The organism is Promicromonospora xylanilytica, from assembly GCF_054782895.1.
This window is the reverse complement of record NZ_BAAGRP010000070.1, coordinates 23,102-37,726: the sequence shown is the minus strand read 5'-3', so window position 1 is coordinate 37,726 and position 14,625 is coordinate 23,102. Positions and strand designations below refer to the sequence as shown.

At 72.0% G+C, this 14,625-nt stretch carries 14 protein-coding genes; 8 read left to right on the top strand and 6 right to left on the bottom strand.

Annotated features, from left to right (window positions below):
* Positions 1-23: 23 nt before the first annotated feature.
* Complete coding sequence (locus ACYVK7_RS20700; protein WP_460889601.1) at positions 24-962, bottom strand: carbohydrate ABC transporter permease; 939 nt, start codon at positions 960-962, stop codon at positions 24-26.
* 29 nt (positions 963-991) lie between these two features.
* Complete coding sequence (locus ACYVK7_RS20695; RefSeq protein ID WP_460889600.1) at positions 992-2,275, bottom strand: ABC transporter substrate-binding protein; 1,284 nt, start codon at positions 2,273-2,275, stop codon at positions 992-994.
* Positions 2,276-2,430: 155 nt separating this feature from the next.
* Between ACYVK7_RS20695 and ACYVK7_RS20690 the strand changes: the two genes are divergently transcribed.
* The 5 genes from ACYVK7_RS20690 to ACYVK7_RS20670 all read left to right on the top strand — a co-directional run bounded on the left by ACYVK7_RS20690 (position 2,431) and on the right by ACYVK7_RS20670 (position 7,989).
* Entirely contained in the window at positions 2,431-3,480 is a 1,050-nt protein-coding gene (locus ACYVK7_RS20690; protein ID WP_460889599.1) for a LacI family DNA-binding transcriptional regulator, read from the top strand.
* Positions 3,481-3,537: 57 nt separating this feature from the next.
* Positions 3,538-4,791: a glycoside hydrolase 5 family protein gene (locus ACYVK7_RS20685; RefSeq protein WP_460889598.1), complete on the top strand. Its 1,254-nt coding sequence runs from the start codon at positions 3,538-3,540 to the stop codon at positions 4,789-4,791.
* Positions 4,792-4,799: 8 nt separating this feature from the next.
* Complete coding sequence (locus tag ACYVK7_RS20680) at positions 4,800-6,410, top strand: N-acyl-D-amino-acid deacylase family protein (RefSeq protein WP_460889597.1); 1,611 nt, start codon at positions 4,800-4,802, stop codon at positions 6,408-6,410.
* Positions 6,411-6,498: 88 nt separating this feature from the next.
* Positions 6,499-7,524 carry a 1-aminocyclopropane-1-carboxylate deaminase gene (locus ACYVK7_RS20675; RefSeq protein ID WP_460889596.1) on the top strand — a complete coding sequence of 342 codons (1,026 nt, stop codon included), beginning with the start codon at positions 6,499-6,501 and terminating at the stop codon, positions 7,522-7,524.
* Positions 7,525-7,578: 54 nt separating this feature from the next.
* Positions 7,579-7,989 carry a DoxX family membrane protein gene (locus tag ACYVK7_RS20670; RefSeq protein ID WP_460889595.1) on the top strand — a complete coding sequence of 137 codons (411 nt, stop codon included), beginning with the start codon at positions 7,579-7,581 and terminating at the stop codon, positions 7,987-7,989.
* Positions 7,990-8,001: 12 nt separating this feature from the next.
* Here ACYVK7_RS20670 and ACYVK7_RS20665 read toward each other — a convergent pair whose 3' ends face one another.
* From ACYVK7_RS20665 to ACYVK7_RS20655, 3 genes are all read right to left on the bottom strand, one after another.
* Positions 8,002-9,240, bottom strand: a complete 1,239-nt coding sequence (locus ACYVK7_RS20665) for an MFS transporter (RefSeq protein ID WP_460889594.1) — start codon at positions 9,238-9,240, stop codon at positions 8,002-8,004.
* Positions 9,241-9,335: 95 nt separating this feature from the next.
* The gene (locus ACYVK7_RS20660; protein ID WP_460889593.1) at positions 9,336-10,580 is read right to left on the bottom strand and encodes an MFS transporter; all 1,245 of its coding nucleotides are present in this window, start codon (positions 10,578-10,580) and stop codon (positions 9,336-9,338) included.
* Positions 10,581-10,609: 29 nt separating this feature from the next.
* A complete protein-coding gene (locus tag ACYVK7_RS20655; RefSeq protein WP_460889592.1) occupies positions 10,610-11,803 on the bottom strand; it encodes a Bcr/CflA family efflux MFS transporter in 1,194 nt (397 codons plus the stop codon).
* An 85-nt stretch (positions 11,804-11,888) separates the two neighbouring features.
* Between ACYVK7_RS20655 and ACYVK7_RS20650 the strand changes: the two genes are divergently transcribed.
* Positions 11,889-12,452, top strand: coding sequence for a CGNR zinc finger domain-containing protein (locus ACYVK7_RS20650; protein ID WP_460889591.1), 564 nt, complete (start codon positions 11,889-11,891; stop codon positions 12,450-12,452).
* Positions 12,453-12,501: 49 nt separating this feature from the next.
* On the opposite strand, the gene ACYVK7_RS20645 is transcribed toward ACYVK7_RS20650, so the two are convergent.
* Positions 12,502-12,975 (bottom strand): MarR family winged helix-turn-helix transcriptional regulator, encoded by a 474-nt coding sequence (locus ACYVK7_RS20645; RefSeq protein ID WP_460889590.1) that lies wholly within the window; start codon positions 12,973-12,975, stop codon positions 12,502-12,504.
* A 90-nt stretch (positions 12,976-13,065) separates the two neighbouring features.
* Here ACYVK7_RS20645 and ACYVK7_RS20640 point away from each other — a divergent pair, with 90 nt between their 5' ends.
* A complete protein-coding gene (locus ACYVK7_RS20640) occupies positions 13,066-13,689 on the top strand; it encodes an NADPH-dependent F420 reductase (RefSeq protein WP_460889589.1) in 624 nt (207 codons plus the stop codon).
* Entirely contained in the window at positions 13,689-14,603 is a 915-nt protein-coding gene (locus tag ACYVK7_RS20635; protein WP_460889588.1) for a VOC family protein, read from the top strand. The genes ACYVK7_RS20640 and ACYVK7_RS20635 overlap by 1 nt, the downstream gene beginning before the upstream one ends.
* Positions 14,604-14,625 lie beyond the last annotated feature (22 nt).

The window sequence follows — 14,625 nt, the reverse complement described above, 5'->3', positions numbered from 1 at the left end:
CCTGGGCGGTTCGAGATCGGGGATCAGTGCGTGGCGCGGAGCGTGCGGCGGATCGCCCACATCCCCACGAGCCCGATCACGAAGAGGATGACGCCGACGGCCTGGCTGTAGCCAAGGTCCGCCTCGACGAATGCTTTGCGGTAGATGAGATAGGCGAGCGTCGTGGTCGCGTTCTCGGGCCCGCCCTGCGTGAGCAGCAGGACGGTCTGCGCCGAGTTGAAGAGCATCGACAGGAACTGCAGCATCGCGACGACGCCGATGAAGTCGCGGGCGATCGGCCAGTACATCCGCCAGGCGAGGCGCCAGTCGTCGGCGCCGTCGAGCCGCGCCGCCTGCACCACCTCCTGCTCGACCCCGTCCAGGCGCGACGCGATGAGCACCGCCGAGTACCCGATGCCGCTCCACAGCTCCACGGCGATGATCGCGCCCAGCGCGGTGGTCGGGTCGGCCAGCCACTCGTTGCCCTCGAGGCCGAGCGGCCGGAGCGCGCCGTTGACGAGGCCGTCGGGGTTGAGCATCGCGTAGAAGACCATCGCCGTCGCCGGGGCGGAGATGAGGGCGGGGATGAACAGCAGGTACCGCAGCAGGCGGTGCCCTCGCGGCTTCTGCACGACGTAGAACGCCAGGAGGAAGGCGACGCCGATCATGATCGGCAGGCCGACGACGATCTGGATCGCGGAGTTGGTGGTCGCGACCCAGAACGTCTCGTCCGCGAAGACGCGGGCGAAGTTCTCGAGGCCGGCGGGCTCGGGCGTTGCGAGCATGCCGGGCCAGGAGAGGAACGCGATGGCGAACATCGCGACCACCGGCCCGATCATGAAGATCGCGTACCAGATGAGGGCGGGCAGGGCGAGGCCGGGGAACCGGTCGCGGATCGATCCGCGGCGGTGCGGTCGGGCGGCGGCGTCCGGTGTGCCGGCGTCAGGGGTGTCGCGGGGGCCCGCGTCGAGGAGGGCGGTCATGGTGGTGGGTCCTTTCCCAGCTCGAACGGTCAGGCCGCCTGGTAGGAGTGCTCGAACGCGTCGATGATGCGCTCGGCCGACGCCGACCCGTAGGCCAGTGCGGTGGCCTGGATCATCGGCTCGAACACCGCGTCGGGGATGAGCAGGTCGGGCAGCATCACGGGGGACACCTCGGTGTCCTTCAGCCGCGACGCCTGGGCGACGAGCGGGAAGTCCGTGCTGACGGTGTCGGTGACGCGGCTCATGTCGCGCCCGGACTCGAGGATGAACCTGTCCGTGACCTGCTCGCTGTACAGGTGCTGCACGAACGGCTTGATGAGGTCGAGCTTCTTCGCGCCGTTCTCGCTGATCCAGATGCCGTGGCCGTTGTAGCTCTTGATGACACTCGGGTGCTCCAGCACTCCGCCGCTCGACGGCTTGGGCCAGCCGCCCACGGTGACCTCTGCCGCACGCTCGGCCGGGACCAGGGCGAGGGCCGACGACATCGCGGGCACGATGGCGGCCTTCCGGGTGTTGAACTGGGTGAGCTCCGAGTCGGACGTGTAGCCCTGGACGTTGTCGACGAAGACTCCGGCGTCGCGCAGCTCGACGAAGTGCTCGACGCCGGCGATCGCGCCGGGGCTCTCGGAGATCTTCCCCGTCGAGAACACGGTGCGCGCCTCGTCCTGCGTGAGGAAGCCCTGCAGGATCTGCAGGAACATCTTCTGGCCGCTCCAGTCCGAGCCGCCGACGGTGACCGGGCCGATGCCCTTGGACCGCAGGGCGTCCGCCGCGGCGATGAGCTCGTCCGACGTCGTCGGGATGCCGACGCCGGCCTCCTCGAGCAGCCTGGTGTTGAACGAGACGGGCCAGTTCGTCCGCGTGAACGGGAAGGCCCGCAGCCGGCCCTCCTCGTCCGTCCACTCCTGGATCGCCTCGGGAATGATGAGGTCGCGCAGGCCCCAGTCGTCAAGATGGTCACCGACGGGCACCGTGGCGCCCTCGGGCGTCCAGGCGAGCGTGCGTCCCATCATGTTGACGATCGCGACGTCGGCCTCCTTGCCCGCGAGGGTGCTCGTCTCGAAGACGATGGGCAGGTCGGAGCCGTTCTTCAGCAGTGCGACCCGGCGGGCGGTGTCGCGCTGGTACGCCGCGACGACGTCCGAGAACGTCTGGGCCCCGGCGACGGCGCCGCTGATCTGCGTGTGCACGCTCAGCACGTTCGGGCCGCTGGACGCGGGCACGAGCGCCCCGCAGCCGGCGAGGAGAGGCGTGACGATCCCGCCACTGAGTGCTGCGGCCAGCAACGTGCGCCTGCTGATGCCGTCTGTCACGGGACCTCCTGGAACTGTCGATCTGGAACGACGATGTGTCGATCGAGGCGGCGGGGCACGTCCGCGTGCCGAGCCTTGTAAAGCGGTACACAATGTGACTGGCGGTGAATGTATACCGCTTTACTTTGGAGGGTCAACCCCCTAGTCTCGTGGCCGTGACCGAAACACCCCCGAAACGAGCGACGATCGCCGCCGTCGCGCGCCGTGCAGGCGTGTCCCCCTCCGCGGTGTCGCACGTCTTCAACGGTCGGCCGAACGTCTCTGCGGCCACCGCCGCGCGGATCCGGCAGGCGGCCGACGAGCTCAACTGGCGCCCGAACTACGCGAGCCGCAAGGTCTCGGGCCGCGGCGGCCGGAGCCTCGGCCTGGTGATCGCCCGCGCGAGCGACACGTTCGGTCGCGACCCCTTCTTCATGCGGCTCGTCGCCGGACTCACCGAGCCGCTCGCGGAGATCGGCTGGTCGCTCTCGCTCACGCTCGTGCGGGGCGACGACGAGGCCCGCGTCTACCGCGAGTGGTGGGCGGAACAGCGCGTGGACGCGTTCCTGCTCGTCGACGTCCGGGCGGACGATCCGCGGCTCGACCTGATCGGCCGGCTCGCCGCGCCCGCCGTGGTGCTCGGCGCGCCCACCGACGCGACGGTGCCGGCGGTGACGGTGCGCGACGAGGCCGCCTTCGAGGCGGTGCTCGCCCACCTCGCCGAGCTCGGCCATCGGCGCGTCGCCCGCGTCAACGACGCGCCGAACCTCGCTCACACCCGTGCCCGTGACGTGCGCTTCGCGACGGCGGCCGCCGGGCACGGCATCGAGCCGTCCTACGCCGTGTGGGACGCAGCCGCCGAGGACCCCGTGGCCGATCTCCTGGGCCGGATCGGCTCCGTGACGGCGATCATCGTCGACAGCGAGGTCATGGCAGCGGAGATCGTCGCCCACGCCCCCGAGATCGGGGTCAGCATCCCGGAGCGGCTCTCGGTGGTCGCATGGGAGGACTCCTGGGTCTCGACCCTCGTGCGCCCCCGCCTCACCGCGCTCGACGCGCCCGTCGAGGAGAGTGCACGCACCGCCGTCGGACTCCTGGAGCGTCTGGTGCGCGGCGAGGGGGCGATCTCGCAGACGGTAGGCGGCCGCCGCCTGATGACCCGCGACTCGACCGCTCCCGCCCCGTCGGATCCTGGCGCGATCGTCGTGCCCGGGACGGGCGGGTAGCCGCAAGGGCCGCGCCCACAGCCACGACCGAGCACTGCACACGGAATTGAGAGGGACTTGAACACGAACTCACCGCGCTTCGGCGTCAACTACACGCCGTCCCAGGACTGGATGTTCCAGTGGATGGCGATCGAGCCCGACGCCGTGCGTGCCGACTTCGAGGCGATCGCCGGCCTCGGCGTCGACCACGTCCGCGTCTTCCCGCTCTGGCCGGTGCTGCAGCCCAACCGCACCCTCATCCGACGCCGGGCACTTGACGACATCGCACTGGTGACCGACCTCGCGGGCGAGTTCGGCCTCGACGTCGCGGTCGACGTGATCCAGGGGCACATGTCGGGGTTCGACTTCGTACCCGCATGGCTCGTGAACTGGCACGCCGGGAACATGTTCACCGACCAGCCGGCGATCGACGCGCAGGCGGCGCTCGTGGCGGCGGTCTACGACGCCGTGCGCGACCGGCCCAACTTCCTGGGCCTCACGCTCGGCAACGAGCTCAACCAGTTCCAGCGGCCGAACCCGGCGGCGATGCCCGCCAAGCCCGCAGAGGTCACGCACTGGCTCCGTTCGCTGCTCGACGCCCCGCGCGACCGCGACCCGCGGCACGTCATGGTGCACAGCGAGAACGACCATCTCTGGTATCGCGACGAGCACCCGTTCCATCCGGTGCACGCCTCGCGTCTCGGTGACATGACCACCGTGCACTCCTGGATCTTCAACGGCACGGCTGCCACGTACGGGGCGCTGTCGCCGCAGTCGGTGCGGCACGCGGAGTGGCTGATGGAGCTGTCGAAGGCGTTCGCGACGGATCCCCGGCGGCCGGTCTGGCTGCAGGAGGTCGGCGCGCCCTCGATGAACCTCGTGGAGGCGGAGATGCCCGAGTTCTGCGAGCGCACCATCGAGGCGGCGCTCACCACCGAGGACCTGTTCGCGATCACCTGGTGGTGCTCGCACGACGTGACGCGCGACCTCGGTGACTACAAGGACCTGGAGTACTCGCTCGGCCTGCTCGACGTGCACAACCAGGTCAAGCCGCTCGGCCGGCGCTTTGCCGAGGTGGTCGCCGAAGCACGGCGCGACGCCGGGCGCGCGAGCGCTCCAGTCCGTGACGTGGCCGTCGTGGTCGGTGTCGACGCGGACGACGTGCCGCGCTCCCGGGCCGCCCTCGGGCCGGGCGGGGCCGTCTTCGAGCGCTGGCACGCGCTGCGCGAGGACGGCGTCGCCGTCGCCGTCGTGACGAGCGCGACCGCGGCGGACCCGGTGGCGCTCGAGACCCGCGGCATCAGCGAGCTCGTCCGCGTCGACCCGCGCTGAGGACCCGTATGAGCGACGAGCTGCTGCTGCGCGGCGGCCTGATCGTCGACGGTAGCGGCCAGGAGCCGGTGCCGGGCGACGTGCTGGTGCGCGGCGGGCGGATCGCCGGCGTGGGCGGCCGGATCGACGCTCCTGACGCGCGGGTGGTCGACGCCGACGGTCTGGCCGTCGCGCCCGGGTTCATCGACATGCATGCCCACTCCGACCTCGCGGTCCTCGCCGACGGAGACCACCGTGCCAAGGTCAGCCAGGGCGTGACCACCGAGGTGGTGGGCCAGGACGGGCTCTCGTACGCACCGGTGACCGACGAGACGATGGCCACGGTGCGCGAGCAGATCGCGGGCTGGAACGGCACCCCCGCCACGGTCGATCTCGCGTGGCGGTCGGTGGCCGGGTACCTCGCGGAGATCGACCGCCGCGGCAGCGCGACCAACGTCGCCTACCTGCTGCCGCAGGGCACCATCCGGATGAACGTCATCGGAACCGGCGACCGGCCCGCGTCGGCGTCCGATCTCGTCGCGATGCGCGCGCAGGTGGACCAGGGCATGCGGGAGGGCGCGTTCGGCCTGTCGTCGGGGCTCACCTACGTCCCGGGCGGGTTCGCGAGCACCGACGAGCTGGTCGCCCTGTGCGAGGTCGTCGCGAGGCACGGCGGCTTCTACGCTCCGCACCAGCGGTCCTACGGTGCGGGCGCCCTGGAGGCCTACGCCGAGATGGTCGACGTCGCCCAGCGGGCGCGGTGTGCCCTGCACCTCACCCACGCGACCATGAACTTTCCCGAGAACCGCGGACGGGCGGGGGAGCTGCTGGCGCTGGTCGACCGGGCGCTCGCCGGCGGCGTCGACGTCACGCTCGACTCCTATCCGTACCTGCCCGGCTCGACGACGCTGTCGGCGCTGCTCCCGAGCCGCGCGGCGATCGGAGGGCCCGAGGCGACGCTCGCACGGCTGCGCGACCCGGGGGAGCGGCACCGGATCGCGCACCAGGTCGAGGTGGTCGGCAGCGACGGCTGCCACGGCGTGCCCGTCGACTGGACCACCATCGAGATCGCCGGGGTGCGCGACCCGGCGCTCGGCGACCGGGTGGGCCGCACCGTGGCCCGGATCGCCGCGGACGAACGGCGGTCGCCGGCCGAGGTCTTCTTCGACCTGCTGGTTTCCGACCGCCTCGGCACGAGCATCCTGCAGCACGTCGGCGACGAGCAGAACGTCCGCGAGATCATGCGCCACCGCCGGCACACCGGGGGGAGCGACGGGATCCTCGTGGGTGCCAAGCCGCATCCCCGTGCGTACGGCACCTTCCCGCGCTACCTCGGGCGCTACGTGCGCGAGGAGGGCGTGCTGTCGCTCGCCGAGATGATCGTCCACCTCGCCGCCCGGCCCGCGGCACGGCTCGGCCTGCACGACCGGGGCCGGATCGCCGAGGGTTTCGTGGCCGACGTCGTCGTCTTCGATCCCGCGACCGTCTCGGACCGTGCGACGCCGGACGAGCCGCGCCTGACGGCCGACGGCATCCCGTGGGTGCTGGTGGGCGGGAAGCCGGTGGTCGAGGACGGTGAACGGACTCCTGCTCGTCCCGGAGGGGCGCTGCGGCACCGGAGCGCCGTCGAGGCAGGCTGATGCCTCGGCGCTCCTCGTAGCGTCATGGCGACTCAGGTATGTAATATATTGCATTCTCGCTATCGAGTGTCGCCGACGAGGAGTACCCATGGCCCTGGCCGACTTTCCCCGCCACCCGCTCACCTTCGGGCCGAGCCCGGTCCATCCGCTGCCCCGGCTGACCGCCCACCTCGGCGGCGCCTCGGTCTGGGCCAAGCGTGAGGACTGCAACGCGGGCCTCGCCTACGGCGGCAACAAGACCCGCAAGCTGGAGTACATCGTCCCGGACGCCCTCGCACAGGGCGCGGACACGCTCGTCTCGATCGGCGGCTACCAGTCCAACCACACGCGCCAGGTCGCCGCAGTGGCCGCGTCGCTGGGCCTGAAGGCAGTGCTGGTCCAGGAGAACTGGGTCGACTGGCCCGACTCCGTGGCCGACCGCGTCGGCAACATCATGCTCAGCCGCATCATGGGTGCGGAGGTGCGCCTGGACCCGGCCGGCTTCGGCATCGGGTTCAAGGACTCCTGGGCCCGTGCGATCGAGGACGTCACGGAGCGCGGCGGCACGCCGTACGCGATCCCGGCGGGCGCCAGCGACCACCGGCTCGGCGGCCTCGGGTTCGCCCACTGGGCCCACGAGGTGGAGCAGCAGGAGCGTGAGCTGGGCGTCTTCTTCGACACGATCGTGGTCTGCGCCGTCACGGGCTCGACCCTGGCAGGCATGATCGCCGGGTTCGCCGCGCTCGAGGAGGCCGGCGGCAGGCCCCGCCGGGTGATCGGGATCGACGCCAGCGCGAAGCTCACCGACACCCGCGACCAGGTCGCCCGGATCGCGCGGGCCACGGCCGAGCTGATCGGCGTCGAGCGGCCGCTGCGCGACGACGAGATCACCGTGCTGCCCGGCTGGGCCGGCGACAGGTACGGGATCCCGGTCGAGTCGACGCTCGACGCCATCCGGCTCACCGGCAGGCTGGAGGGAGTCATCATCGACCCGGTCTACGAGGGCAAGTCGATGGCCGGCCTCGTCGACCTCGTCACGAGCGGCGAGATCCCGGCGAGCTCCACCGTCCTCTACGCCCACCTCGGCGGGCAGCCCGCCCTCAACGCGTACAGCGGGCTGTTCACGTCCGGATGACGTTAAGGTTGAAGAAAGCGTGAGCGACACACTGCGTCCCCACCGGAGGCGACCATGGACGTCGTACTGCTGATCGCCCGGCTGCTCTTCGTGGCCCTCTTCCTGGGCAGCGCCCTCAACCACCTGACCCAGACGGACGGCATGGCCGGCTACGCGTCCGCCAAGGGCGTGCCGATGGCCCGACCGGCCACGCTCGGCAGCGGCCTGCTGATGCTGCTCGGCGCGCTGTCCGTGCTGCTCGGCATCTGGGGCGACCTCGGCGCGCTGCTGCTGCTCGCCTTCCTCCTCCCGACGGCGTTCCTCATGCACGCGTTCTGGCGCGAGGACGACCCGGCGACCAAGCAGGGCGAGATGGTGCACTTCAACAAGGACGTGGCGCTCGCGGGTGCCTCCCTGGCGTTCTTCTGGGCGTTCAGCCAGGAACCGGGCCTCACGATCACGGGCCCACTGTTCTCCCTCGCCTGACCGACGCGCCCCTCAGGCCACGTCCTCCAGGTCCTCCGGGTTGGGCAGACCGGCCAGGAACCGGAACGACACGAGGGCGATGATCGTCGCGAGCCCGCCGGCGATCAGGAACGGCGCCCGCAGGTCGACCCTGCCCAGCAGCCCGCCCAGCAGCGAGCCGAGCGGCATCGTGCCCCAGAGCAGGGTGCGCCAGGTGCCGTGGACCCGGCCGAGCAGCCGGCCCGGTACCGCGGCCTGGCGCAGCGACATGACCAGGATGTTCCACGCCGTGGTGCCGCCGGCGGACAGGAGGTAGCCGAACGCGACCACGCCGAGCACGGGGACGGCGCCCATCAGCACCAGCGCGGCCAGCGACAAGGTCTGTGCCACGGCCATCACGGGCCCGGCGCCGAACCGGGCCTTGAGCCGGTCGGCGAGCGCCGCGGCACCGAGCGACCCGACGGCGCCGGTCAGGATGAAGGCGCCGTACCAGGCTTCCGGCAGGCCGAGCCGGTTCAGCACGTACAGCACCATCGTGGCGGTGGCGGCGGAGAAGCACAGGGCGATCGCCACGCTGATGATCCAGAGCGTGCGCAGCATCGGGTCGCCCACGATGTACCGGAAGCCGTCGGTGAACTGCCGGTACCAGGCGACGTGCGGCTCGCCGGTCGGGTCGGTGCGGTGGGCGCCGGCGGCGGCGTGGGGGAGGAGCAGGGCCATGAGGCCGGCGACCGCGTAGGTCAGCACGTTGATGCCGAGCGGGACGATCACGGAGACGGCGAACAGCGCGGAGGTCAGCGGCCCGGACAGGAACCGTTCGACGACGATCTCGCCGGCCTCGATGCGCGAGTTGGCCCGGGGCAGGTCGGGCCGGGTGACGACGGAGGGCAGCACGGCGCGGAGGGCGCCGTCGTACACGGTCTCGAACGCCCCGTAGGTGAACATGACGGCGTAGAGCCACCAGATCGTCAGGGTGTCGGTGGCGTACAGGACCAGGAGGAGGGTGGCGAGGAGGGTCCGGACGCCGTTGGCGAGGGCCATGGCGCGCCGCCGGTCGATCCGGTCCAGCAGGATGCCCGCCGGGATGGAGAAGATCAGCCACGGCAGCATCGACACCGCCGCGATGCCGGAGACGAGCAGCGGGTCGTCGGTCAGCCGTGCGGCCAGCAGGGGAGCCGCTACCTTCGCTATGCCGTCGCCGAGGCTCGAGCTGACGTTGGCCACGACGACATTTCGCAACGCCCGCCCGAGCGGCTGTCTGTTCCTCACCACGCACGGAGCCTACGGCGGGTTGGCGGAGGCAGTTGCGGCGGTCTGCTGTCAGGAGATGCGCGAGACCTGGCGCCGCGGCCGGATCTCGACGCCGGTCACGGGCGTCCCGCCTGTGGCGGCAGCGCCCTCGCGACGAGCACCAGACCCACGCAGGCGACGAGGGCGACCACCGAGGTGATGACCCAGGGCAGCCCCGGGTCCACGGTGAAGCTGGCGGCGAAGACCCCGGGGGCGGCGATGTTGGCGATGGCAAAGCTGTACTGGAACCACGACAGGTAGGTGCTGCGTTGTCCTGGCGGCGCGGCGTCGGCGGCGTAGGCGATCGAGCGCGGCCCGTGCAGGAGCTCGGCCACGGAGTAGACGAGCACCGAGAGCACCAGGCCAGGCACGATCAGCGTCGCCGGCGTATCGATCCCGAGCGCCGCCGTGTACAGCCCCCAGGCGCACCAGATGAGTCCGGCGAGGACCATCACCCGCACGCGCGAGTACCTCCGGGTGAGACGCACCGCCGGCGCCTGCCCGAACGCGCTGAGTACCGTGTTGATCGCGAGCAGCGGGCCGACGACGGCGGCGGGCCCGGCCAGGCCGTCGACGACGTACACCCCGAGCCCGGACCCGAGGATGGTGCTGCAGAAGGCGAACAGCGCCCCGACGCCGATGAGACCGAGGTACGGCAACGAGGGGACGCGATGGGCCCGGGCCGGCGTGGTCGGCGTCGTGGCCGGCGTCGTGGCCGGCGCCGGCGTGCCGGCGGGATCCTGCCGGTTCGGCCGGTAACCAAGGAGCAGCAACGCGGAGATCACGAAGCAGGCGGCGTTGGTGCCGACGGCCAGCAGGTAGGGCAGGTCGCCAGGGATGAGGAGCAGCGCCCCGGCCGTCAGGGCGCCGAGCGCGTAGCCGGTGTTCTGCACCATGTTGGTCAGGGCGAACCAGCGGTCCTTGTCGTCGGCCGGTCCGGAGTCGGAGGCGTCGGCGATGACGGCGAAGACGGACGACCAGAAGGCTCGCTGGCCGATCGCGGCGACCAGGGTGCAGGCGGCGATCGCCGGGAGATCGCGGGCGACGAGCAGCCCGGAGAGGCCGACCGCCTGGAGGACCTGCGCGGCGAGCAGGACGTTCCGGCCACCGATCCGGGTCACCACCTGGCCGACGACCGCGGGCACGATCAGCGCGACGGCGAACGTCGCCGAGAGCGTGAGCCCCGCCTGCGCCAGCGGGATGTCGGCGACACGGGTCAGGAACAGGAGCAGCAGCGGCCCGCTGATCCCTGTGCCGATCGAGTCAACACCCAGCGCGACCGCGAGGGGGAGATGGCGGCGAAGTCCGGGCAGATCGAACACGGTACGGGTCTCCTGACGGGTCGAACGGCTCACGGTCGGTCTCGGACGAACATCAGGACGGCCGCCGTCGTCCCGACGAGGGCCGTGGCGGCCAGGACCACCGCGATCGGTGTGGCGTCCCGGAGCCCGATCACGCCCGCGACGGGCGCGACGAGACCGGCTGCCGCGAAGGTGCTGAAGCCGTAGACGGAGGTGGCGGTACCGGCCTGCGCGGACTGGTCGCGCAGCGCACGCCCGGCCGCACCGGCGAAGCAGCCGCCGCAGCCCGTGACGAAGAGCCACAGGCACACGAGCAGGCCCGCGATGCCAGCGCCCGCGTGCTCCAGCGGGACGATCGCGATCGCCGCGACGGCGGTGAGGGCAGCGAACCCGGCGAGCACCGGTGCGCCCGGCCGGCGCCGGTGGAGCACCGCGCTCGTCTGGACGCCGACGACGAGACCGAGCGAGTTCGCCAGGAACACGATAGCGAACTGCGTCGGCGAGATGCCGTGGACGCCCTGGAGCAGGAGCGGTGACGCGGCGACGTAGGCGTAGACGCCCGCGTAGGTCATGGCGCCGAGCAGCGTCGCGATGCGGAACCCTGGGTCACGCACGACGGCGAGCGCGCGCGAGAGCGAGGACCGGTCGTCTCCGCCGACGGCGCGGCCCGTCTCCGGTACGACCGCGGCCGTCACGGCCAGGACCAGGGCCGCGAAGACGCCGAGGACCGCGAAGATCCCGCGCCAGCCGACCAGCGGGAGCAGAGCCGCCCCGGCGACCGGCGCGAGCAGCGGGACCGTCGTCGTGACGAGCGTGATGCGCGAGACGAGCCGGACGAGCGCCGGCCCGTCGCTGACGTCGCGGGCTACGGCGAGCACGAGCACAGAGCTGCCGGCGGCCGCAACGCCCTGGACCACCCGCAGGACGGTGAGGACCTCCAGCGTCGGCGCCGCCGCGCACGCGAGGGTGACCACGACGTGCAGCGCCGTCGCGAGCAGCAGCGGCCGACGGCGGCCCACCCGGTCGCTCCACGCCCCCGCGACCAGGTTCCCGAGCGCGAGACCGACCGTCATGCCGGCGAGGGTCAGCTGCACGGCGCCGTCGTCCGCGCCGAACTGCCGCTGCAGGGCGGGGAACGCCGGGAGGTAGAGGTCGATCGACAACGGGCCGAGCGTCGTGAGCAGACCGAGCACGACCACCAGCAGCCCCGTCTGCCGCACCACGCCTGCACGAGCCGTCGTCATCATCCCTCCGTACACCATCGTCGGACGTTAGCCGGTGTCATGGTGGTCGATGCCAGGACACCGGTCAAGTGGTTACGCTGGTGTCATGCAGTCCGCCGGGAACGACTTCGACACGTGGGCGCCGCCCGCCGCCACGGTCGTGCGCGACTTCGTCAACAGCTACGAGCCGCAGGAGGACGCGGAGAGCCTCGACAGCGCAACGGCCCTCCGGGACTGGTTCGCGGCGCGCGGCCTCGCCTCGGCGAGCGCTCGCCTGACGTCGGACGACGTCGCCGCCGCCCGCCGGATCCGGGAGGGGCTGCGCGCCGTCCTGCTGACCCACGCCGGGCACGACGCCGACCCGGCGGCCCGCCGGGCACTCGACTCCGAGCTCGGCCGCATCCCGCTGCGCGCCGTGTTCGACACCGACGGCGGGATCCGGCTCGAGGGATCCGGCACCGGGTTCGAGCGGGGCATCGCCGGCGTGCTCGACGCCGTCCGCCGGTGCGAGGCGGCCGGCGACTGGGAGCGGCTCAAGGTCTGCGCGCGCGACACGTGCCGCTGGGCGTTCTACGACGCCTCCCGCAACCACGCCAGGCGCTGGTGCTCCATGTCCGGGTGCGGCAACTACGTCAAGATGCGCCGGCGCTCGACGCCCCGCGCACTGTGACCCCTCATGCTCCCCGGCCCGCCGCGCGCCGGGCGGCGGAGGCGGCGGGTCAGGGGGCTGGCGGCTCTTCTGCTAGGCGGGCCGTGATCGTGGCGGTGATACCGGCCAGCGCGTCGAGCTGTTCCGGCGTGAGCGCGTCGATGACCAGCCGCCGCGCCGTCGCGATGTGACCGGGGACGGAGCGGATCAGTTCGCGCCGGCCGTCGGCCGTGAGCCGGGCGTTGGTGGCGCGGCGGTCCTCCGGGCAGGGGGAGCGCTCGATGAGACCGCGCTTCTCCAGACGTCCGCAGACGTGGGACAGGCGGGGCAGGGTGGCGACCGTGGCCTCGGCGAGCTCGGTCATGCGCATCGTCGGCTCAGGGCTGAGCTGGAGCGTGGACAGCACGACGAACTCGAAGTGCGTGATCCCCGAGTCGCGCTGGAGCTGCCGGTCCAGCGCGGCGGGCAGCAGCTGGAACACGGCGGTCAGGCCCAGCCAGGCCGCCGACTCCTGGTCGTTCATCCGCGGTACGCGTCGTCTCACGAGCCCATCCTAACGATTGGTTGACGCAACAAGTAAATGGTGCCACACTCGGGTGCGTTGGTTGTAGTAACAACTATCTAGGGAGCGGACATGACCACGGTCACCGTCATCGGAGCAGGAAACTTCGGCAGCGTCGTCGCGGGCGTCGCCGCGAAGGGCGGGACGGGCGTGCAGGTGCTCGCTCGCGACGTCGAGAAGGCGCGTGCGGTCGCGGCCCCGCTGGGCGGTACCGCCGGAACGGTCGGCGACGAGGTGACGGGCGACGTCGTCGTGCTCGCCGTCCCCTACGGCGCCGTGACCGACGTGCTGAGCGCCTACCCGGGCGGCTTCGCCGGCAAGGTCCTCGTGGACGTCAGCAACCCTGTCGACTTCAGCACGTTCGACGACCTGGTGGTCCCTGCCGACTCGTCGGCCGCGAGGCTGCTGCAGGACGCCGCCCCCGACGCGAAGGTCGTCAAGGCGTTCAACACCAACTTCGGTGGCACCCTCGCCGCCGGTGAGATCGGCGCCGTGCCGACGACGGTGCTCGTCGCCGGCGACGACGCGACCGCCAAGGAGACCCTCGTCGACCTGGCCACCGCGGCCGGTCTGCGCGCCGTCGACGCCGGCTCGCTCAAGCGGGCGCGGGAGCTGGAGGCGGTCGGGTTCCTGCAGATGACTCTCGCCGGGGCGGAGAAGATCTCCTGGACCGGCGGCCTCGCGGTGGTGTCCTGATGGGCGAGCACCGCACCGCGCCGGCGTGGCAGCAGCACGGCGTGGCCACGCCGGGTGCGGCGCCGGACGGTACCCGGATGAACACCGTGGAGCTGCTCGTGCGCGACCTCGACGTCATGACGGCGTACTACCAGCAGGCCGTCACCCTCGACGTGCTCGACCACGCCGGTGCCACGGCCACGCTGGGCCGTGGCGGCGTGCCGATCATGGTGCTGCGCCAGGAACGGGACCTGCCGGGCGCGGATCCCCGCGGTGCGGGGCTCTATCACACGGCCATCCTCTTCGAGGACGAGCGGCGTCTGGCGGCGTCGCTGGCCTCCATGGCGCAGCGCGTGCCGCAGACCTACACCGGTAGCGCCGACCACCTGGTGAGCGAGGCGTTCTACTTCACCGACCCGGAGGGCAACGGCGTCGAGCTGTACCGCGACCGCCCCCGCGAGGAGTGGACCGTCCACCCGGACGGCACGGTGGCGATGGCCAGCGAGTACCTCGACCCGAACCAGTTCCTGCGGCAGTGGCACGAGCCGGAGGCTCCGGACGCCGGCGCCTCCGCCGCCATCGGGCACGTCCACCTCCAGGTGGGCGACCTCGCGTCCGCGCAGCGGTTCTACGTGGACACGCTCGGGTTCGACGTCACCGCGCGGCTGGGGGACTCCGCCCTGTTCGTGTCGGCGGGCGGCTACCACCACCACATCGGCATGAACACCTGGCGCAGCGCCGGCGCGGCACCGCGCGCCGCGTCCCTCGGGCTGGGGGACGTGCGGATCCTCGTCCCCACCCGGACCGACGTCGAGGCCCTCGCCGACCGCCTCCGGTTCCACGGTATCCAGACCGCCGACGACGGGGAGACGCTCCGCTTCGCCGACCCGTGGAACACGCGGCTGGCGGTGTCGCCGGAGGGCGCGGGCTCCTGAGCATGGTTCAGCAGGCCCCCGC